Source organism: Streptomyces sp. NPDC031132, assembly GCF_055570595.1.
On sequence record NZ_JBVIGX010000015.1, the window covers coordinates 83,904 to 104,331 of the forward strand.

At 74.0% G+C, this 20,428-nt stretch carries 19 protein-coding genes; 12 read left to right on the top strand and 7 right to left on the bottom strand.

The genetic code is table 11. The features are described from left to right. Positions 1-11: 11 nt before the first annotated feature. On the bottom strand, positions 12-959 hold the full coding sequence (locus ACZ49B_RS23050) for an AEC family transporter (protein ID WP_468308868.1): 948 nt from the start codon (positions 957-959) through the stop codon (positions 12-14). Between the two features lie 130 nt (positions 960-1,089). On the opposite strand from ACZ49B_RS23050, the gene ACZ49B_RS23055 reads away from it, so the two are divergent. From ACZ49B_RS23055 to ACZ49B_RS23075, 5 genes are all read left to right on the top strand, one after another. Further along, positions 1,090-2,427, top strand: coding sequence for a sensor histidine kinase (locus ACZ49B_RS23055; protein ID WP_468308869.1), 1,338 nt, complete (start codon positions 1,090-1,092; stop codon positions 2,425-2,427). After that, complete coding sequence (locus tag ACZ49B_RS23060; RefSeq protein WP_468308872.1) at positions 2,424-3,104, top strand: response regulator; 681 nt, start codon at positions 2,424-2,426, stop codon at positions 3,102-3,104. Before ACZ49B_RS23055 ends, ACZ49B_RS23060 begins: the two co-directional genes overlap by 4 nt. 139 nt (positions 3,105-3,243) lie before the next feature. Continuing rightward, positions 3,244-4,287, top strand: a complete 1,044-nt coding sequence (locus ACZ49B_RS23065; protein ID WP_468308875.1) for an alpha/beta hydrolase — start codon at positions 3,244-3,246, stop codon at positions 4,285-4,287. Next, a complete protein-coding gene (locus tag ACZ49B_RS23070; protein ID WP_468308877.1) occupies positions 4,284-5,495 on the top strand; it encodes an acyltransferase family protein in 1,212 nt (403 codons plus the stop codon). The genes ACZ49B_RS23065 and ACZ49B_RS23070 overlap by 4 nt, the downstream gene beginning before the upstream one ends. Before the next feature lie 156 nt (positions 5,496-5,651). Next, positions 5,652-6,077, top strand: coding sequence for a hypothetical protein (locus tag ACZ49B_RS23075; protein ID WP_468308880.1), 426 nt, complete (start codon positions 5,652-5,654; stop codon positions 6,075-6,077). A 71-nt stretch (positions 6,078-6,148) separates the two neighbouring features. On the opposite strand, the gene ACZ49B_RS23080 is transcribed toward ACZ49B_RS23075, so the two are convergent. After that, positions 6,149-6,571, bottom strand: coding sequence for a DUF350 domain-containing protein (locus ACZ49B_RS23080; protein WP_468308882.1), 423 nt, complete (start codon positions 6,569-6,571; stop codon positions 6,149-6,151). A 116-nt stretch (positions 6,572-6,687) separates the two neighbouring features. Here ACZ49B_RS23080 and ACZ49B_RS23085 point away from each other — a divergent pair, with 116 nt between their 5' ends. Then, entirely contained in the window at positions 6,688-8,487 is a 1,800-nt protein-coding gene (locus ACZ49B_RS23085) for a GNAT family N-acetyltransferase (protein ID WP_468308885.1), read from the top strand. On the opposite strand, the gene ACZ49B_RS23090 is transcribed toward ACZ49B_RS23085, so the two are convergent. After that, positions 8,484-10,547 carry an AMP-binding protein gene (locus ACZ49B_RS23090; protein ID WP_468308887.1) on the bottom strand — a complete coding sequence of 688 codons (2,064 nt, stop codon included), beginning with the start codon at positions 10,545-10,547 and terminating at the stop codon, positions 8,484-8,486. The two genes, ACZ49B_RS23085 and ACZ49B_RS23090, sit on opposite strands and share 4 nt — an antisense overlap. Before the next feature lie 129 nt (positions 10,548-10,676). Here ACZ49B_RS23090 and ACZ49B_RS23095 point away from each other — a divergent pair, with 129 nt between their 5' ends. The 4 genes from ACZ49B_RS23095 (at position 10,677) to ACZ49B_RS23110 (ending at position 15,178) form a co-directional block, all read left to right on the top strand. Next, the gene (locus tag ACZ49B_RS23095) at positions 10,677-12,578 is read left to right on the top strand and encodes an ABC transporter ATP-binding protein (RefSeq protein WP_468308890.1); all 1,902 of its coding nucleotides are present in this window, start codon (positions 10,677-10,679) and stop codon (positions 12,576-12,578) included. A 64-nt stretch (positions 12,579-12,642) separates the two neighbouring features. Next, the gene (locus ACZ49B_RS23100; protein WP_468308892.1) at positions 12,643-13,029 is read left to right on the top strand and encodes a VOC family protein; all 387 of its coding nucleotides are present in this window, start codon (positions 12,643-12,645) and stop codon (positions 13,027-13,029) included. A gap of 55 nt (positions 13,030-13,084) precedes the next feature. After that, the gene (locus ACZ49B_RS23105) at positions 13,085-14,212 is read left to right on the top strand and encodes a DNA polymerase III subunit beta family protein (RefSeq protein ID WP_468308895.1); all 1,128 of its coding nucleotides are present in this window, start codon (positions 13,085-13,087) and stop codon (positions 14,210-14,212) included. Positions 14,213-14,317: 105 nt separating this feature from the next. After that, positions 14,318-15,178 carry an NAD(P)-dependent oxidoreductase gene (locus ACZ49B_RS23110; RefSeq protein ID WP_468308898.1) on the top strand — a complete coding sequence of 287 codons (861 nt, stop codon included), beginning with the start codon at positions 14,318-14,320 and terminating at the stop codon, positions 15,176-15,178. Between the two features lie 9 nt (positions 15,179-15,187). Here ACZ49B_RS23110 and ACZ49B_RS23115 read toward each other — a convergent pair whose 3' ends face one another. Continuing rightward, positions 15,188-15,904, bottom strand: a complete 717-nt coding sequence (locus ACZ49B_RS23115; RefSeq protein WP_468308901.1) for a FadR/GntR family transcriptional regulator — start codon at positions 15,902-15,904, stop codon at positions 15,188-15,190. Between the two features lie 105 nt (positions 15,905-16,009). On the opposite strand from ACZ49B_RS23115, the gene ACZ49B_RS23120 reads away from it, so the two are divergent. Further along, the gene (locus ACZ49B_RS23120; protein WP_468308903.1) at positions 16,010-16,585 is read left to right on the top strand and encodes a gluconokinase; all 576 of its coding nucleotides are present in this window, start codon (positions 16,010-16,012) and stop codon (positions 16,583-16,585) included. An 11-nt stretch (positions 16,586-16,596) separates the two neighbouring features. Further along, positions 16,597-17,994, top strand: a complete 1,398-nt coding sequence (locus tag ACZ49B_RS23125) for a GntT/GntP/DsdX family permease (RefSeq protein WP_468308905.1) — start codon at positions 16,597-16,599, stop codon at positions 17,992-17,994. Here the strand turns inward: ACZ49B_RS23125 and ACZ49B_RS23130 are convergent. The 3 genes from ACZ49B_RS23130 to ACZ49B_RS23140 are packed head-to-tail and all read right to left on the bottom strand — an operon-like array spanning position 17,980 to position 20,215. Beyond that, complete coding sequence (locus tag ACZ49B_RS23130) at positions 17,980-18,213, bottom strand: hypothetical protein (RefSeq protein ID WP_468308908.1); 234 nt, start codon at positions 18,211-18,213, stop codon at positions 17,980-17,982. The two genes, ACZ49B_RS23125 and ACZ49B_RS23130, sit on opposite strands and share 15 nt — an antisense overlap. Then, complete coding sequence (locus ACZ49B_RS23135; RefSeq protein WP_468308910.1) at positions 18,210-19,022, bottom strand: hypothetical protein; 813 nt, start codon at positions 19,020-19,022, stop codon at positions 18,210-18,212. Before ACZ49B_RS23135 ends, ACZ49B_RS23130 begins: the two co-directional genes overlap by 4 nt. A gap of 35 nt (positions 19,023-19,057) precedes the next feature. Further along, positions 19,058-20,215 carry a cytochrome P450 gene (locus ACZ49B_RS23140; RefSeq protein ID WP_468308913.1) on the bottom strand — a complete coding sequence of 386 codons (1,158 nt, stop codon included), beginning with the start codon at positions 20,213-20,215 and terminating at the stop codon, positions 19,058-19,060. Positions 20,216-20,428: the final 213 nt, after the last annotated feature.

Sequence of the window (20,428 nt, forward strand, 5' to 3'; positions counted from 1 at the left end):
CCGACCGCCCCTCAGGCGGCGACGGTCTGCAGCCAGACGGGGAGCAGCAGCAGGGAGACCACGGAACTCTTGATCACCAGCGAGGCGGAGAGGTCCACGCCGACGTCGTAGCGCTGGGCGAACACGAACAGGTTCTGCGGGGTGGGCATCGCCGCGATCAGGACGAGGTACGTCAGCCACTCCCCCCGTACGCCGAACAGCAGCCCGCACACCGCCCAGGCCAGCAGCGGGAAGCCGATGCACTTGAAGGCGATGAGCGCCAGCTCCTCGCGGCCGGTGCCCCGGATGTCCAGCCCGAGGCCGCCGAGGTGGAGCCCGAGGGCGAACAGGGCGACCGGCGAGGCGCTGTCGCCGACGAAGGCGGCCCCGTCCAGGACCACCTCCGGGACGTGCACCGAGAGCAGGTTGAGCAGGATCCCGGCGTTGCAGGCCAGCACCAGCGGGGTCGAGAGCGAGGCGCCGACGGCCCGGACGAGCCGCTGCCCCGGACCGCCCGAGGCCGGGCCGGCACGGCCCAGCTCCATGATGGAGATGACGACGAGGGACAGCACGCAGACCTGGAACAGCAGGACGGGGAAGATCGGCGCGGCCGTCCCGAAGAGGGTGATGAACACCGGGACGGCGAAGTAGGCCGTGTTCACCTGGACTCCGGCCATCACGCGCAGCGCCACGTCGCGGGGATCCCGGACGCCGTGGGCGCCCGAGGCGAAGGCGATGGCGAGCACCGCGAGGGCGGCGGCCGCGGCGTAGGCGCCGATGGCCCGCCAGTTGAAGAGGGCGCCGAGGTCGCTGGCGTAGATGTTGCCGAAGAGGTAGCAGGGGACGGCGAAGAGGAAGGCGTAGTCGGCGAAGGCCTTGGATGCCTCGGCCGGGACGATCTTGCGGCGGGCGAGCAGGACGCCGCCGCCGAAGGCCAGCAGGACCGGCACGAGCTTCTCGAGTGCGGCTGCCGTGCCCATGCGTACCGGCTCCCCCTGTGATCGACCGCGAGCAGCCTACCCGTGCCCGCCCGGAGGGCTTCGGCCCCCCACGGGGTGCCCTAAAAGCGCCCGGCACGACTTCACGGACACCCCCTAGTCTGGTCCGATCATGAGCGATCGCGACGAAGCCCGCCCCCGTACGCCGGCCCCCGCGAAGGCGGCCCGGGCGCCGATGCGGTTCACGGTGGTGCTGCGCACGCCCGCCCGGGCGGCGGAACCCCTGTTCGCGCAGGCGCCGAAGGCCTGGCAGCGGATGCTGCCGTACATCGTCGTCGGCGTCTTCGTGGTGTCGCTGCTGCCGACGACCATTTCGGTGCTGACCGGCGACTACAAGGTGGGCGGCGGCTGGGCGGGGGCGCTGGGCGTGGCCCAGACGCTCCCGCTGCTGCTGGCGGTGACGCGGCCGCTGCCCGCGTGGGCCCTGATCCTGGTCGCGGACACGGTCGGGGCGGTGGTGCTGACGCACGCCGACAAGATGGCCGGGCACGCCTGGCCGTGGACCCCGATGTCCATCGTCGGCTACCTGGTGCTGATGATCTGCCTGGGGCTGCGCGAGTCGATCCGGACGCTGATCGGGGTGTGGCTGGTGACGGGCGCCGTCGGGGTGGTGCTCGGCTTCTTCCAGCCCGACGGGGTGACCACCACGGTCGCGCTGCTCTTCGTACTGAGCGGGAGCCTCCTCGCCGTGACGGGGGCGCTGCGCGGGATCGGCGACGCCCAGCAGCGGATCGCCGAGCAGGAGAGCATCAGCGAGGCGGAGCGGGCCCGGCGGACCCTGCTGGAGGAACGGGCGCGGATCGCCCGGGAGCTGCACGACGTGGTGGCCCACCACATGTCGGTGATCACCGTGCAGGCGGATTCCGCGCCGTACCGGCTGCCCGGCATGCCGGAGCCGGTGCAGGAGGAGTTCGCGGCGATCGCGGCCAGTGCGCGCGAGTCGCTGGGCGAGATGCGGCGGCTGCTGACGGTGCTGCGCAGCGACGGGAACGGGAACGGCGCGGCTCCCGGCGGCACGGGCGTACTGGCCCCGCAGCCGGGCATCGGCAGGATCCAGCAGCTGGTGGAGGCGACCGTACGGGCCGGGCAGCCGGTGGAGTTGTCGCTCGCGGCCGGAGCGGCGCAGGCGGCGCCGCCGGCCGTGGACCTGTCGGCGTACAGGATCGTGCAGGAGGCCCTGGCGAACGTGGTGCGGCACGCGCCGGGCGCCGAGACCCGGGTCTCGGTGACGCACGACGCCGAGGATGTGCTCGTGCTCGTCGTCAACGGGCCGGCGGCCCGGGACGCGGTGGTGGAGCTGGGCAGTTCGGGCACCGGGCACGGTCTGGTCGGCATGCAGGAGCGCGTACGGTTGACGGGCGGGACCCTGGACACCGGCCCACTGCCCGACGGCGGCTTTCGGGTCGCGGCCCGCCTGCCCCTGAACGACGCCAGCGAGGACGCCAGTTGACCATCCGTGTGATCATCGTCGACGACCAGGCCATGGTGCGGGCGGGGTTCGCCGCCCTGCTGTCGGCGCAGGCCGACATCGACGTGGTGGGCGAGGCCCCTGACGGGCGGCAGGGGGTGCAGGTCTCGCGCACCATGCATCCCGACGTGGTGCTGATGGACGTGCGCATGCCGGAGATGGACGGGCTGACGGCGGCCCGGGAACTGCTCAGCCCGCCGCCGGGGGTCGTCCACCGGCCGAAGGTGCTGATGCTGACCACCTTCGACATCGACGACTACGTGTACGAGGCGCTGCGCGCGGGCGCCTCCGGGTTCCTGCTGAAGGACGCGCCGCCGGCCGATCTGATCGCGGCGGTCCGGGTGGTCGCCTCGGGCGAGGCGCTGCTGGCGCCCTCGGTGACCCGGCGGCTGATCGCGGACTTCGTCCAGCAGCGGTCGGCCCCGCGCAAGGACCCGGCGCTGCGGCTGAACGGGCTGACCCCGCGGGAGACCGAGGTGCTGGAGCTCATCGCGCGCGGGCTGTCGAACCAGGAGATCGCCGGGCACCTGGTGCTGGCGGAGCAGACGGTGAAGACGCACATCGGGCGGGTGCTGGCCAAGCTGGACCTGCGGGACCGGGCGCAGGCCGTGATCTTCGCGTACGAGGCGGGGCTGGTGCGGCCGGGCGACTCCGACTGACGTCTGCCCCGGCCCGGCACGCGGCGGATCTCCTCCACCCCCTACCGGGGTATGACTTCCCACTTGGCTCCACGGTCCGACGTCCGCTCCGAGACCTTCTCCCTACCTTCCTCCTCGTCACGAGGAGAGGAGAAGGGGCATGCGCCGCTTCGGAAGGACCCTGGTCACGGCCGCACTGGCCGTGGCCGTGGTCGGGGGGACCGCGGGATGGGCCTCCGGCGACAGCCAGCACGCCGTCACCGGACCGCCGCCCGGTACCGCCGCCTGGCGGGCCGACACCGCGTCCGGCCGCTCGCTCCCCGACCCCGCGAGTGCCTCGCCGCACGACGTGGCCCGGTTCTTCGCCGGGCTGGACGAGGCCGGGCGCCGGGAGCTCGTACGGCGCCACCCGCTGGTGGTCGGCAACCTCGACGGAGCCCCGGTCACCCTCAGGTACGAGGCCAACCGGCTGGCCGTCCTCGCGACCGGCGAGGCGCGCTACGCCTCGCTCGCCTCGCCGGAGCGGCAGATCCTGGCGTTCGACCCGCGCGGGCGCGGCCAGGTCGTCGAGGTCCTCGGGGATCTGAAGCGGGCCGCGCACGTATCGGTGATCGTGCCGGGTTCGGACAGCGACGCCACCACGTACGACGCGAAGCGCGCGCCGAACACCGGGCCGGCCGGGATGGCCCGGTCGCTGCACGCCGCGGCGGGCGAGAACACCGCGGTGGTGGCCTGGACCGGCTACACCACCCCGGTCGGGGTCGGTCTCGACGCGGCCTCCGGGCGGCTCGCGAAGGCGGGCGCGGACCGGCTGGCCCGGTTCACGGCCGGGCTCGACGCGGTCGGCGCGCCCGACCCGGTGCTGTTCTGCCACAGCTACGGCTCGGTGGTGGGGGGCCTTGCCGCCCGGCACACGGACGCCACCGACATCGTCGTGTTCGGCTCCCCCGGCATGCGCGCCGAGAACGCGGCCGGCCTGCACACCGGGGCCCGCGTCTGGGCGGCCCGGGGGCCCTCCGACTGGATCGCCGACGTGCCGAACGTGGAGTTCGCCGGGATCGGCCACGGCGCCGATCCGGCCTCCGCCGCCTTCGGCGCCCGCAAGGTCCCCGCCGACGACGTACGGGGCCACACCGGCTATCTCGCACCCGGCACCCAGTCCCTGGCGGCCTTCGCCGCGATCGCGAAGGGAGAGGTCCGATGAACACCCTGGCCCTGCTCAAGGGGACGGCCGACCGCATCGAGCGGCAGACCCCCGCCCACCGCGACCGGGCCGTCGACGGGCTGCGCGCGCTCGCCCTGCTGGCCGTGCCGACCGGGCACTGGCTGCTCGGCGGGTTCACCCTCGACGCGGGGGGCGGTCTGCACAACGCCAGTCCGCTGTCCGCGTTCGGCGGGCTCGCGCCGGCGAGCTGGGTACTCCAGATGCTGGGCATCTTCTTCCTGGTCGGCGGCTACGCCTCGGTGCTCTCGTACCACCGCCGTCCGGGGTCGGCCGGGGCCTGGCTGAAGGGCCGGATCGCCCGGCTGGGGCGGCCGGTGCTCGGGGTCACGGCGGTGTGGGCGCTGGCCGCGCCGGTGCTGTACGCGGCGGGGGTGCCGGAGGCCACGCTGCGGACGGGGGCCACGCTGGTGATCCAGCCGTTGTGGTTCGTCGGGGTGTACGTGGTGGTCACCGCGCTGACCCCGTACTGCGTACGGGCGGCGCACCGGCTCGGCGGCTGGGCGGCGGCTCCACTGCTCGCCTCGGTCGCGGTGGTGGACTTCCTGCGGTACGGGCCGCTCGCCGGGTCCGTGCCCTCCTGGCTGGCGCTGGTGAACATCCTGCCGGGCTGGCTGTTCGCGTACCAGCTGGGCGTGTCCTGGGGTGAGCGGCGGATCGGGCGGCGCGGGGCCTGGCTGCTGCTGGCGGGCGGGACCGTGCTCTTCGCGGCGCTGCTGATGGTGTTCCACTACCCGGCGTCGATGGTCGGGATACCGGGCGGGGGACGGACCAACTCGCACCCGCCGTCGCTGCTGGTGCTGGCCCTGGCCGCGGCGCAGTCGGGGGCGGCGATGCTGCTGCGGGACCGGCTGGCGAGGCTGCTGGCCCGGCCGGCGCTGTGGGCCCCGGTGGTCGTGATCAACCTGTGCGCGATGACGATCCTGTGCTGGCACCAGACGGCCATGCTGGCGGCGGCCGTGCCCGCTTCGTTCGCGGGAGACCTGGCGGGTCTGACGACGGCGCCGGACAGCCTGGGGTGGATCGTGGCGCGGCTGGCGTGGATGCCGGTGTTCGCGGCGCTGCTGGTGGGCATCGCCCGGTACGCGCGCCGGTTCGAGGAGCCGTGGAAGCGGGCGACGGCGGTGCGGCGGACGCTCGCGGGAGTGCTGGCGGCCGGGTTCGCGGTGTTCGCACTGGGTCTGGCGTAGGCGCGTCTGCCGGGTGATTTAGCAGGGCCGCTGCCGTCCGTCAAGCCACGGGATGCAGGGGCATGACGCGATGCGATGGCCGGGCCTTACTGGACATGGGCTCACGTAGCGAAGTGGCCCACCCGCACCGGCCCACCCCACTCAAGGAGAATTCCCATGACGCACCCCTTTCGGATGCGACGTCTCTTCGTCTTCGCCGCCTCGACCGCCGCAGCTGCGGGCGCCGTACTGCTGCCCACCGGGGCCTTCGCCGCCACTCCGGCGACGGCGCACACCGTCGTGAGCGACGGTGAGATCGGCTCCACGGACGCACACCTTCCCAACGACGAGCCCCACGTCTCCACCCTTCTCCTGATCACTCCCAAGGACAGTGACGAGGGCAGGATCGTCGTCAAGCCCGACACCGCCCAGGACGGACAGGACCGGGGTGACGTGGCCAAGCCGGGCAAGGGCAAGGGCCACCCCGGCAAGAACGGCCACAACGACGACTCCAGAGTGACGATCCCCAAGGGGGAACACGTATGGGTCTGCATCACCGCACCCTGTGGCCCCCCGCCGCATGCCAAGACCATGGCCACGTAGACGACCCTGTGACCGTACGAAAGCGCCGCTCCCCGAAGGGAGCGCCGCTCTCGGCGTGGCTGGGAAGCAGGTCAGGCGATCGACGCCGCGACGATGGCGGCCACCGCCAGGTTGCAGCAGGCCGTGACCCAGACCGCCGGGTGCGGATCCGGGTCGACGACTATGGCGCCGAGCTTGCCGGGGGTCACCCAGTCCAGCACGAGGAAGGCCACGCCCATCAGGATCAGGCCGAGCAGGCCGAAGGCTGCGGTGGACAGCAGGCCCTTGCCGAAGTCGTCGTACGTGGTCCAGATCGAGGTGAAGACGATCCCGCCGACGCCGAGGAGCGCGGAGCTCAGCATGACGGCCGCATTCCGGTTGCGTTCCTCCCAGATCTGCTTGGGGAGCTTCCCGGGCGTCAGCACGTCCACCAGGACGATACCGAGGATCAGCAGCACCAGGCCGAGGGCACCGAAGGCGCTCGTGCGGCCAAGTCCGTTGATGATGTCGCTCATTGAGAAGCCGTTCTCCGCGGGGGTAGGAAGGTCCTGCCGTACCTGACGCGCACCTGCCGTCAGGGTGGCCGAAATCTATCGCACGGTCGTGCGGCGGACCATGGGGAGGTCAGGGAATGGTAAAGCTCAGAACGGCGGGGGCCGGTGAGGCGGAGGCGCTCACCGCGCTGGTCCTGCGTTCCAAAGCGCACTGGGGGTACGACGCGGAGTTCCTGGCCTCGTTCGCGCACGAACTGCGGATCCGGGCCGGGGAGGTGGCGGACCGCCGGATCGTGGTGGCCGAAGAAGCGTCCGGGGGGCGGGTGCTGGGGCTCGCCTCCCTGGAGGGCACGGCGCCGGTGGCCAGGCTGGGGCTGCTGTTCGTGGAGCCGGAAGCCATCGGGCGGGGCGTGGGACGGCGGCTGTACCGGGATGCGCTGCGCCGGGCCGCCGAACTGGGGTTCCGCAGACTGCTGATCGACGCCGATCCGCATGCGGCGGGGTTCTACCGGGCGATGGGCGCGCTGACTGCACCGTCGCCCGGCCGGCCGGGCGACGAGGACGTGCCCGCCGGCCTGGTGCGGTTCGAGGCGGCGCCCGCGCCGCTCGCCGACTGGGCACGGGCCTGGACCGGGGGCCGACCGGCCGTGCAGCTCGGCAATGTCGCCGAGTACAACGCCCAGTTCGCCGACGCCTCCCTGGACCGCGAACAGCGGGCGGCGCACCACTACGCCTGCCTGGCCGCGTTCTACAGCCCGTGGCCGCGGGCGCTGGTGCTGCCCGGGGCGGCCCCGCGGGGCTGGATCGAACGGGTCTGCCGCGTCCTGGAATGGGAGGAGGTGGAGGTGTACGACGGCCTGGTGGACGGGGGTTGCGGACTGTCGGATGCCGTACGGGCCCGCCCCGCGCTGGCCGGGCGGCTGACCGCGGCCGGGCTGCCGCTCGTACCGTGGGGCCGGACGGAGGCGTTCGCGCGGCTGACCGGGCAGCCGTGGCGGCCGCGCGAGCTGCGGTACGAGTCGAAGTCGGCGGCGCACGGGCTGTTCGCGCGGATCCTGGCGGGCGGCGGGCATCCCCGGATCGTCCTCCCCGCCCAGTGGCGGGCTGCCAACCGGCGGGCGGCGGCGCGGCTGCTGACCACCCGGGCCGAGGCGGGCGAGAGCACCGTTCTCAAATCGGAGCACGGTGTCGGCGGCTCGGGCACCACCGTGGTGACGCCCGACCGGGTCCGGGCGGCGGGCGGCGCCCGCGCGGTGCTGCGCGCCCTCCCGCGCGGGCCGCTGCTGGTGGAGGAGTACGTGGCCGGCCCGACGGAGCCCGGCGCACCGCGCGACCTGACCTACGACGGGTTCGTGGACGGGACGGGCCGGGTGCACGAGGTCGGCGGCGCGGTGATGGACGTGGCGGGCACCGGTTACCGCGGTGCCACGGTGGGCCCCGGGGTGGTGCCCGCGTGGGCGGAGAAGCCGCTGCTCGCCTTCGGCGAGGCGGTGGGCCGGGAGCTGGCGTCCGCCGGCTACCGGGGCTGGTTCGACGTGGACTTCGTCGCCGACGGTGCGGGGCGGCTGGCGCCGACGGAGACGAACCTGCGGCTCACCGGGCCGTCCGTCGCCTTCACGGTGGCGGCCCGGCTCGACGCACTGCGGGGCGCGGGCCATCTCGTACGGATCGTGGACCGGGTGGAGCTGGGGGCCAGGCTGCCCGGGGCCGCGCTGGAGGAGCTGTGCGAGACGCTGGAGCGGGGCTGCGCGGAGCTCGGGGCCGTCTTCCTCCCTGCCATCCCGACCGGTGCCTTCGACCCTGCACCCTGGCTGGGCGTGTTCGTGGCCGCGCACAGCCGTGAGGTGCTGGACGCGGCCGAAGCACTGGTACGGGCGCAGGCGCTCGCGGTGGGGGCGGCGTTCGCCGAGGATCAGCGGGTCGTGGTGGAGCCCTAGCGGGTGTCGTCGGCCTCGTCGAGGTCGAACGGCGAAGGCCGTTTCACGGTGACGTAGAGGGCGATGACGACGGCCGCGATCATCAGCGGGATGTTGAAGACGTAGACGAGCGCGGCCTGGACCGGCCAATCCTGCTTGGCCGCGAGCCGGTAGAAGTTGTCCTGCGGCCACCAGGCCATGAGCAGGTAGACCACCGCCAGGTGCGCGACCGCGGTGGCGCCGGGGCTCGCGCCCGGGTCGTGGAGCGTCATCATCCTGCGGCCGGCGAAGAGGAAGATCAGCCCGGTGGCGAACGCGGCTCCCTCGAACAGGTAGAGCACGAAGAAGAGCAACGCCCACGGGTAGGGCACGCCGCTCAGGTCGGTCGCGCCCGGCCAGAAGATCTTCGAGAGGACGAAGAAGACCATGCCGGTGCCGGCCAGGAACGGAACGCCGAAACCGACGATTCCGAACACGGTGAGGCTGCCGCTGCCGGCGGCGGTGTACTTTCCGGAGCCCCCCTCGCCCGGCTTCGCCGGGAGCACGGGCTTCGCCAGGGCCTCCCGGTTCTCCTGGCCCGCGCGGTTGCGGGGCAGGGTGCGCAGCCGGACCACGGCGCTCGGGGTCCGCGTCGGGAGCACCTTCCCGGTGAGGTGGGCACGGAGCTCACCGCTGTCCGGCAGGTCGGCGCCCGGGGGCCAGGAGTGCCCGTCGGCGGGCGGGGCCACGTAGGCGACCAGCCGGCTCGTACCGCCGCTGTCGAGGACCTTGGCCACGAGCGCTGAACCGATGGCCGGGTGGGTCCGGATGACGGATTCGACGGCGTGCGGGTGGAGCACCGCACCGGCCACGGTGACCTGGTCCCGGATGCGGCCGCGGAACTCCAGCAGCCCGTCCGGGCGGATTTCCGCGCGGTCGCCGGTGGGGATCGCGTCGCCGCCGTCGGGCGGGGTGAGCCGGATCTCCCCGTCGCGGAGGTCCAGGCGGCAGCCGGGGAAGGGGGTGCCGATCAGGGCGATCTGCTCGGGGTCGTCCAACGGGCGGGGCAGCTGCGGCAGTTCGAACCAGGCGCCGACGCCCGCGGTGTCGGTGGGTCCGTAGACGTTGAGCAGCCGGGCGCCGGGGCGGAGCGTGCGCTGCAAGGCGGCCTGCTCGTCGAGGAAGAGCCGGTCCCCGGAGACCGAGACCAGCCGCAGCGACCGCAGGGCCGGGTCGGGGTCGCGGCGCCGACGTGCCGCGCCGGCGGAGGAGCGGGATCCGGCGGCGCTCACGTCGTGCAGGAGCAGCCGGGCGGCGCCGGCCGGGTCGGTGTGCACCACACTGACCTGCTCGGTGTCGACGGCCCGGCGGATCGTCTCGGGCGTCCAGGGCCCGCGCTCCGGCACGACGAGGGCGCCGCCCGAGCACAGGGCCCGGGTCCAGCCGGCGGCGAAGGCGGTGACGTCCGGTCCGGCGGTGATCAGGTGGCGGTCCTCGGGGACCGGCCGGATGACCTCGGCCCAGCCCTCATGGGCGGCGAGCAGCCGGGCGTGGCCGACGGGCACGGCACGCGGCGCCGTCGCTCCCGTGAACAGGACGGCGGCTGCGGCCGTCGTGCCGGGCGCGGGCCGCTCGGGGGGTTCGGTGGGCCGCCCGGTGATCGCGGACGCCTCCGCGTCGAGGCGGATCACCCGCAGGCCGTTGCCGTCGTCGAGCCGGGCGTGGTCCGCGGCGTGGGTGAGCAGGACGTACGGCGTGGCGGCGGAGAGCTGCCGCTGCCCGGTGAGCGGGACCTCGACGTCGATGACCGTGTAGACCCCGCCGGCCTTGAGGACGGCGAGGAGGGCGACGACCAGTTCGGGCCGTCTGGCGGTCCCGAGGGCCACGACGGCGCCGGGCGGCAGCCCGCCGGCTATCAGATGGTGCGCCAACTGGTTGGCACGGGCGTCTAGTTGTCCGTAGGTGAGGCTGTCCGCGCCGGCGATGACGGCGTATGCCTGCGGTGCGTCCCGTGCCTGCTGCTCGAAGAGGTGCAGGACGGTGTCGGCGGTGGCCCGGCCGGAGCGGTCGGACCCTGGTTCCTGCGTCGATCCCTGCGTCATCCCCCGATGATGGCACCCGCCGCCGACAGTGGGCAGGAAGTGTGAACATCCCTCGTACGAGCGGGAGTTCGGTACCGATCAGGCCAAAAGGTTGACCTCAAGTTTGGTTGAGGTCCTAGCGTTCCCCTCATGGACATGGAAGTCACCGCCTGGACATCGCTGCACAGCGCGATGAACGCCCAGCAGGACCGGCGCCCGCTCTCCCGGGCGAGCCTGCGCCGCGTCGCCGTATTCGCCCGCCCGCACCGCCGCGGGCTCACCCTGTTCCTGCTGCTCAGCGTGGTGACCGCGCTGCTCGCGGTGGCCACCCCGGTCCTCGCGAGCCGGGTGGTCACCGCCATCGTGGACGGCCGGGACAGCGGTGCGGTCACCCGGCTCGCCCTGCTCATCGCGGTGATCGCGGTCGCGGAGGCGGGGCTCGGGCTGCTCACCCGCAAGTTGTCGGCCACGCTCGGGGAGGGGCTGATCCTGGACCTGCGGACGGCCGTCTTCGACCACGTGCAGCGGATGCCGGTGGCCTTCTTCACCCGGACCCGGACCGGGGCTCTGGTCAGCCGGCTCAACAACGACGTGATCGGCGCCCAGCGGGCGTTCAGCAACACCCTGTCCGGGGTGGTCGCCAACACGGTGACCCTGCTGCTGACGCTGGCCGTGATGCTGAGCATCTCCTGGCAGATCACCCTGCTCGCCCTCGTGCTGCTGCCGGTGTTCGTGCTGCCGGCGCGCCGGATGGGTACGCGGATGGCCGCCATGCAGCGGGAGGCGTCGGCGCTGAACGCGGCGATGGGCACGCAGATGACGGAGCGTTTCTCCGCGCCGGGCGCCACCCTCGTCAAACTGTTCGGGCGCCCCGCCGACGAGTCCGCGGAGTTCGCGGCGCGGGCGGCGCGCGTACGGGACATCGGGATCCGTACGGCGATGGCCCAGTCGGCGTTCATCACCGCGCTCACCCTGGTCTCGGCCCTGGCGCTCGCGCTCGTCTACGGGCTGGGCGGGTACTACGCCCTGCGCGGGACCCTGGATGCCGGGAACGTCGTTGCCCTCGCCCTGCTCCTGACCCGGCTGTACGCCCCGCTGACCTCGCTCGCCGGGGCCCGCGTCGAGGTGATGAGCGCCCTGGTGAGCTTCGAGCGGGTCTTCGAAATCCTCGACCTGAAGCCGCTGATCGCCCAGAAGCCGGACGCCCGCCGTGTGCCGGAGGGGCCGGTTGCCGTGGAGTTCGACCGGGTCTCCTTCGGCTACCCCTCCCCCGACAAGGTCTCGCTCGCCTCGTTGGAGGAGGTCGCGGTCCTCGACGCCCGGGGCGGTACGCAGGTCCTGCACGAGGTGTCGTTCCGCGCCGAGCCGGGGCAGATGATCGCCCTGGTCGGCTCGTCCGGCGCGGGCAAGTCGACCATCGCGCAGCTGCTGCCGCGGCTGTACGACGCCGATGCGGGCGCCGTCCGCCTGGGCGGGGTCGACGTACGGGACCTCAAGGCCGACTCCATCCGGGAGACGCTCGGCATGGTCACCCAGGACGGGCACCTGTTCCACGAGTCGGTGCGGTCCAACCTGCTGCTGGCCCGGCCGGATGCGGGCGAGGACGAGATCTGGGAGGCTCTGCGGCGCTCGCGGCTGGACGGGCTCGTCGCCTCGCTCCCGGACGGCCTGGACACGGTGGTCGGCGAGCGCGGCTACCGCCTCTCGGGAGGTGAGCGGCAGCGGCTGACCATCGCCCGGCTGCTGCTGGCCCGGCAGCGGGTGGTGATCCTGGACGAGGCCACGGCGCACCTGGACTCCACCTCGGAGGCGGCGGTGCAGGAGGCGCTGGGCGAGGCCCTGGCGGGCCGGACCGCGGTGGTCATCGCGCACCGCCTGTCGACCGTACAGGCGGCCGATCTGATCCTGGTCGTCGAGGACGGCCGGATCGTGGAGCGCGGGACGCACCCGGAGCTGCTGGCCGCGGGCGGGCGCTACGAGGAGCTGTACCGGACCCAGTTCGCCGCGGCGGATGCCGCCCCGGGCGGCGCCGTACCGGCAGCGGGAGCATGATGCCGGGAGGCCCTCATGCGGCGGGCCGCTGCCGACCACCGACCGTGGAGCACGTGGAGCACCGATGGACATCAAGCTGGAACTGGTCGCCGTGCCCGTCACCGACGTCGACCGGGCCAAGGCCTTCTACGAGCGGATCGGCTTCCACGCCGATCACGACGTCACCGTGAGCGAGGACATCCGCTTCGTGCAGCTGACCCCGCCGGGGTCGGCCTGCTCGATCGCCCTGGGCAAGGGGCTCACCCGGATGGCCCCGGGCTCGCTGGACAACATGCAGGTCGTCGTCGGCGACATCGAGGCGGCGTACGAGGACCTGCGCGGCCGCGGCATCGAGGTGACGGAGATCCAGGACATGCCGTGGGGCTCGTTCGTCTACTTCTCCGACCCCGACGGCAACGGTTGGGCGGTGCAGCAGACGACCCCGCGCAAGGCTGCGGCAGCCGAGGGCTAGGGGGCTCCGGCGGTGAGTTGACCTTCAAGCGGGATGAAAGTCGACAATCGCCGTCATGGACGACACCGGCGACACCCCGCCCGATCTGATGACCATCAGCGCGTTCGCCCGAAGGGTCGGACTCGCGCCCAGCGCCCTGCGCTTCTACGACGACTGCCGCGTGCTGCTGCCCGCCCACGTGGACCCGGCGACCGGCTACCGCCATTACACCGCCGCACAGGAGCCCCGGGCCGTGCTGCTGCGCGATCTGCGCGCCGCCGGGCTGGCGCTGGCCGACGTGGTCGCCGTGCTCGACGGGCCGGCCGAGGGGGCCCGGGAGGTACTCGAGCGGCACCGGGCTGCGGTCCGGGAGCGCGGGCGGGCCGCCGACGCGGCGATCGGGGCGGTGCTGGGCGGGCTGCCCGGCGGGCCGGCGGTCACCGAGTTCACGCTCGGCGGAGCCGAGTTGGCGAGCGCCGCCCGGCAGGTGGCCCCGGCCGCCGGGCGGGATCCCGGACATCCCGTCCTGGGCTGTGTGCTGGTGGAGTTCGAGGAGGACGAGGTCCGCTTCGTGGCCACCGACCGCCACCGCTTCGCCCTGCGTACGCTGCGGCCCTCGGCCCTGACCGGGCCGCCGGGCCGGTTCCTGATCGAGGCGGACGCCCTGGTCGCGCTGGGGGCGTGGGCGGCCCGGGCCGCCGAGGTGACGGTGACCGCCGGCCCCGAGGGGGCCCGGATCCCGCTGACGGTCCGGCATCCGGGCGGCTCCCGCGAGGTGGTCCCGGCCGACGGCGCGTTCCCCGCGTACCGGGAGATGCTGGCGGCCCTCGACGGTCCCGCCCACCGGGTGGTCGTGGACCGGGCCGCGCTGATCGCCGCCCTGGACACGTGCGGGTCCGATGTCCCGGCCGTCGCCGTGGAGCTGGGCCGCGACCTGCTGCGCGTGTCCCGGCCGGACAGCGGCGCCCGCGCCGCCCGGCTGGCCGCCGTACGCGAGGAGGCCGAGCCGGTGCGGATCGGCTTCGACCCGGCGGTGCTGTCGCCGGCGCTGGAGGCCGCCGTCGGGCCGGACGTCCTGCTGGAGATCTCCTCGGCGCCCGCCCGGCCGGTCCTGGTCCGCTCCGCCGACCAGGGCAGCTTCACGACGCTGGTCATGCCCGTCGCCCTGCCCGCCCCGGCGGGCGGACGGCCCCGGGCGAGGTGATCGCGCTCCGGGCCCGGGAGACCCCGGGCGTGGGGTGACCCACCGGTGGCGCACGGCATCCAGACTGGACGGGCAACTGGACGCATCCGGAAGGGAAGTGACGCCGTGGAGACTGTCGCACTGCTGGGGACCGGGATCATGGGCTCGGGGATGGCCCGGAACCTGCTGCGGGCCGGGCTCGGGCTGCGGGTGTGGAACCGGACCCGGGAGAAGGCCGAGCCGCTGGCCGCCGAAGGGGCAGTCGTCGCGGACAGCCCGGCCGAGGCGGTCGCCGGGGCCGGCGTGGTGCTGACCGTGCTGACGGACGGCGCGGCGGTGGCGCAGGCGATGGCCGCAGCCGTGCCGGGGCTGCGCGCCGGGCAGGTGTGGGCGCAGATGAGCACGGTCGGCGTGGTCGCGCTCGAGGAGCTGGCCGGCTTCGCCCGGGAGCACGGCCTGGTGTTCGTGGACGCCCCGGTGCAGGGGACCCGGCAGCCCGCGGAGGCCGGGACGCTGGTGGTACTGGCCTCCGGACCGGCCGATCCGCGGCTCGAGCCGGTGTTCGCCGCGGTGGGCGCCAAGACGCTCCGCGCCGGGGAGGAGGTGGGAGCGGCGACCCGCCTGAAGCTGACGACGGTCGGGTACGCGATCACCGTGACGGCGGCGGTCGGCGAGGCCCTCGCGCTGGCGGAGGGGCTGGGGGTGGAGCCGGGCCTCTTCGCGCAGGCGGTGACCGGCGGCCCGATGGACAACCCGTACCTCCAGGCGAAGATGAAGGCCGTCCTGGAACGGGAGTTCGCCCCGAGCTTCACGGTGCACGGCGCCGAGAAGGACACCGGTCTGATCGCGGAGGCGGCGGACCGGGCGGGCGTGGCCGTCGACCTGGCCCGGGCCGCCGCGGCCCGCCTCCACCGCGCGGCGGCCGCCGGCCACGCCGAACAGGACATGGCCGCCGCCTACTTCGCGGGCTTCGAGAAGGCGCCTTAGGAGGTGTCGTCAGGGAGAGGTGGGCGCCGGGGCGAGGACGTCGAGTTCCTCCAGGGCGCCCACCGCGATCTGCCGGGTCAGTGCCTCCGCGCGGGCCGCGTCGCCCTCCCGTACGGCTTCGGCGACCTGGACGTGCAGGGTGACGGCGGCCGGGTCGGGGTCGTGGAACATCACCGCGTGCTGCGTACGGCCGGTCAGGACCTCGGCGACGACATCGCCGAGCCGGGCGAACATCTCGTTGCCGGAGGCGTTCAGCACGATCCGGTGGAAAGCGACGTCGTGGTGCAGGTAGCCGTCGAGCTGGTGGCCGCGCGAGGTGCGGACCATGCCGAGGGCGGCCTCCGTGAGCGCGGCGCACTGGTCGGGGGTGGCCCGGGAGGCGGCGAGCCCGGCCGCGACCGGCTCGATCGCGGAGCGCAGCACGGTCAGGGAGCGCAGCTGGCGGGGACGGTCCGTGCCGGCGAGCCGCCAGCGGATGACGCGCGGGTCGTAGACGTTCCACTCCTCGGCCGGGCGCACGGTGACGCCGACCCGGCGGCGGGACTCGACCAGTTGCATGGACTCCAGCACGCGGACGACCTCGCGGACCACGGTGCGCGAGGCGTCGAAGCGTTCGGCGATCTCGTCGGTGCGCAGGACGCTGCCGGGCGGGTGCTCGCCCGCCGTGATCGCCAGGCCGAGGGTGTCCAGCACGTGGGAGTGGAGTCCCTGGCCTTCAGTGGTCATGGCGTAAGCGTACGGTCACGCCTCGGTGCACCAAAGATGTGACGTTTACCGCGAGACTCTTGAATAAGTACTACTTAATGGGCTTCAGTGAGGGCGCACGAACCGATGTCGACGAAGACAGCGAGGTACGACGTGAGCGGCACCCAGCGCGTGCTGGTGGTGATGGGCGTGGCCGGCACGGGCAAGACGACCGTGGGCAGGATGCTCGCGGACGCGCTCGGCCTCCCGTACGTGGAGGGCGACGCCTTCCACCCGGCGGCCAACGTCGCCAAGATGTCCGCCGGGATTCCGCTGGACGACGCCGACCGGTGGCCCTGGCTGGACGCCATCGGCGAGTGGATCCGCGCCCGGCCCGCGGGGCGGGGCGCGGTGCTGGCCTCGTCGGCGCTCAAGCGCGCGTACCGCGACCGGCTGCGCAGCGCCGCGCCCGACGCGGTGTTCGTGCACCTCGCCGGAGAACGCTCGCTGATCGAGCAGCGGATGGCTGCCCGCACGGGCCATTTCATGCCGGCTGCACTGCTCGATTCGCAGTTCGCCACGCTGGAGCCGCTCCAGCAGGACGAAGTCGGCGTCGTCGTCGAAGTGTCCGGATCACCCGAGGAGATCACCGAACGGGCCCTGGCCGCGCTGTCCTCGCTGCCCGGCACGTGCCCGCCCGACGCTCCCTCCCGAGAAAACTGAGGAACCCCACCGTGACAGGTCTCAGCGTCGAGATACTCGCGGCGGCCGCGCCCGCCCCGATCACCTCGGCCGGCAACGCCCAGTTGGGCGTGGCCGTGCTCGCGGGAATCGCCGTCATCGTCCTGCTGATCACCCGCCTCAAACTGCACGCCTTCCTGGCGTTGACGATCGGCTCGCTCGCCCTCGGGGTGTTCGCGGGCGCCCCGCTGGACAAGACCATCGCCAGCTTCACCGCCGGACTCGGCGCCACGGTCGCGGGGGTCGGCGTACTGATCGCGCTCGGCGCGATCCTGGGCAGGCTGCTCGCGGACTCGGGCGGCGCGGACGAGATCGTCGACACCATCCTCGCCAAGGCCAAGGGCCGGGCGATGCCGTGGGCCATGGTCCTGATCGCCTCGGTGATCGGGCTGCCGCTCTTCTTCGAGGTCGGCATCGTGCTGCTGATCCCGGTGGTGCTGCTGGTGGCCAAGCGCGGCAACTACTCGCTGATGCGGATCGGCATCCCGGCGCTGGCCGGCCTGTCCGTGATGCACGGGCTGATCCCGCCGCACCCCGGCCCGCTCGTCGCCGTCGACGCGCTGCACGCGAACCTCGGGGTCACGCTCGCCCTCGGCGTGCTGGTGGCGATCCCGACGGTGATCATCGCCGGGCCGCTGTTCTCGAAGTACGCGGCCCGCTGGGTGGACATCCCGGCGCCCGAGCACATGATCCCGCAGCGGCCGTCGGCGGAGCTCGAGCACCGCCCCCGGTTCGGCGCGACGGTGTTCACCGTGCTGCTGCCGGTGGCGCTGATGCTGATCAAGGCGCTGGTGGACATCGTTGTCGACGATCCCGAGAACGGACTGCAGCGGGTCACGGACGTCGCAGGGTCTCCGCTGATCGCGCTGCTCGCGGCGGTGCTGGTGGGCATGTTCACCCTCGGCCGGGCGGCCGGGTTCACGAAGGATCGGCTTTCGACGACGGTGGAGAAGTCGCTGGCGCCGATCGCGGGCATCCTGCTCATCGTGGGCGCGGGCGGGGGCTTCAAGCAGACGCTGATCGACGCGGGCGTCGGCCGGATGATCCTGGAGCTGTCGAAGGAGTGGTCGATACCGGCCCTGCTGCTGGCCTGGCTGATCGCGGTGGCCATCCGCCTGGCCACGGGCTCGGCGACGGTCGCCACGATCTCGGCGGCGGGGCTGGTGGCTCCGCTGGCCGCGGGCATGTCGACCACCCAGACGGCACTGCTGGTGCTGGCGATCGGGTCGGGCTCGCTGTTCTTCAGCCACGTCAACGACGCCGGGTTCTGGCTGGTCAAGGAGTACTTCGGGATGACCGTCGGCCAGACGATCAAGACCTGGTCGGTGATGGAGACCATCATCTCGGTGGTCGGCCTGGGCTTCGTCCTGCTGCTGTCACTCGTCCTGTAGCTGCGCGGCGGCCACGGCGAGGCCGTTCGCGGCGGTGGCGCAGCGATCGGCCAGGGCGGCGACCTCGGCGCGGAACGCGTCGCCCTGCGGGCCCTGCCAGTCCAGTGCTTCGGCTGCCGCGCGCAGCCGGAGCGCGTGGCCGCGCAGGGCGGCGGAGTGGCTGCGCAGGCCGTCGGCCGGATCCGGCGGCCCGGACCGCAGGCGGGTGGCGGGGCTCACCGGTTGCGCCAGGGCTGGACGAGGAGGATGCCGCCGGTTCCGATGAGGCCGATGGTGTGGACGCAGCCTTGGTGCGGACCGGCCGGGCCGGGGGCGGGGCGTCGGCCCTGACCGCGGTCTCGGTCGCGGTCTCGGTCCCGGTCGCGGTCCCGGTCGAGGAACGCCCGTACGGCGGCACCGAGTCCGAGCAGCGGTTCGGCGGGCACGGCGCGGCCGGTCGCCACCTGCCAGCCGGCGTGGTCGTTGAAGGGGTTCACGTCGGTCAGGGCGTTCCAGGCGAACAGGTCGGCGAAGGACGGCGACAGCAGCGCGAACGCCCGCTCCGCGCCCCGGTCCCGCACGAGCCGGCGGAACACGCGGACGGCCGCCGCCTGCCGGTCCTCGTCCACGGCGCGCAGGATCGCCGCGCAGTCGGGGTCGTCCAGCAGATCGGGGCGGCCCGCGCTCGTCACCCGGATCCGCGCCTTGAGACCGCAGACGGCGAGGCTGACGGCGAGGCTCTCGCGGCCGGTGAGGATCCCGGCGAACCAGCCGGCCCGCGCGACACCCCGGCCGCGCGGGGCCCAGCCGAGGCCCGCCGGATCGGTGAGCGTACGCAGCAGGGTGCGCCAGCCGAGCCGCGAGCGGGCACGGGCACGGGCCCGGCGGCGGCCCAGGGCGGCGGCCGGGAGACGGGGGCCGAGGGCCAGTTCGGAGGCATGCCGGGCGGCTTCGCCGACGGCGTCGGCGGCCTCGGCGAGCTCGCGGCACAGGGCGTCGAGCAGCTCGGCGTCCGGGTCGGTGGGCGCGGAGGTCGCGGCGTCGGACATGGAATCCTCGCGGGATGTCGGTGGGCGGGGTGGCGTCAGCGGCGGGTGAGGGTGAGCCGGATGCCGCGCGGGTCCAGCGCCACGGGCAGCGGTCCGGGCGGGTCGAGCACCGGCCGGGTGCCCGTGATGCGGCGCCGGCGCAGGACCTCCGCGCACAGCGCGGTGGTGATCAGCAGGCCCAGCCCGTCGCCCGGGCAGCGGCCCGGGCCGTGGCCGAACGGGGCCATCCGGATGTCCTCGTCCGCGCCGGGGGTCTTCCAGCGGCCCGGTACGAAGACGTGCGCGGCGGGCACGTGTTCCGGGTCGCGCTGGTGGAAGTGGGCGGGCAGCAGGACGGAGGTGCCGGCCGGGTGGCGCACGCCCCGCCACTCGGTCTCGGTGCGGGTGACCCGGATCAGGTCGGGCACCGCCGGGTACAGGCGCAGGCACTCCCGTACGCAGGCGCGCAGCCGGGGCAGCTCCCCCGGGGCCGCTGGTCCGGCGGCTTCGGCGGCCGCCGCGTCGTGCTCCGCGGGATGGGCGGCGAGCAGGAGCAGGGTGCGCAGGAGGGTGGCGGGGATGCAGTCCATGGCCCGCAGGGCCCGCTCCTCCCGGTCGGCGTACGCGCCGGCCCGGCCGAGCCGGGCGTGCCCGTCGGCCGCCCCGGCGCGCTCCCGGCCGCGTCGGCGCAGCCGGCCGAGGAGTCCGGTGAGTTGCTCGTCCCCCGCGGCCGCGGCGTCGCCGAGGACGATGCGCCGGGCGACGCGGGCCACGGTGTGCCGGGCTCGGGCCAGGTCGAGGGTGGCGGCGGCGGTCAGGTGCCGGGCCTCCTCGGCGATGATGCCGCGGACGGCTCCGCAGGGGCGGATCTCGCCGGCGCCGGGCGACAGCGCGGCGGCTTCGGCTTCAGCGCAAGCTTGGGCTTGGGCTTGGGGGTGGGCGTGGGCTTCGGCTTCGTAGAACTGCCGCAGTTCCTGCCGGTCCAGCAGGACGAGTACGGCCCCGGACAGCCCGCGGACGAGGACGGGCGCCCCGCCGTGGCGGGCCCGCAGGGCGCGCAGCGTGTCCGCGGAGAAGGCCGGGCGGGCGCCGCCCGAGCCGCGGACGAAGAGCGGGAGGGCGCGCCCGGCGACGAAGCGGACGGACCCGGCGCGCCCGGCCTGCGCCCGCTGTCCGCGGGAAACGGCCGGCTGGGTCGTACGGGGACCGGTCACGGCTGCACCACCTCCCCGGGATCGGGCCGCCGGAGGCCACGCGGAGCGGCCTTTCCGGGCGGCGGGGTCCTCCGGCGGGCGCCGACGCCGTACGCGCAGCACGTCGAGGGCGGCCTCGTGAAGCGTGCGCATTCGTGTACCTCCGCGCGCAGCCGGAAACCAACGGTCGGTGACATCGAGCTCACCGTACGTCGGCCTCGCGGCGACCGCGCC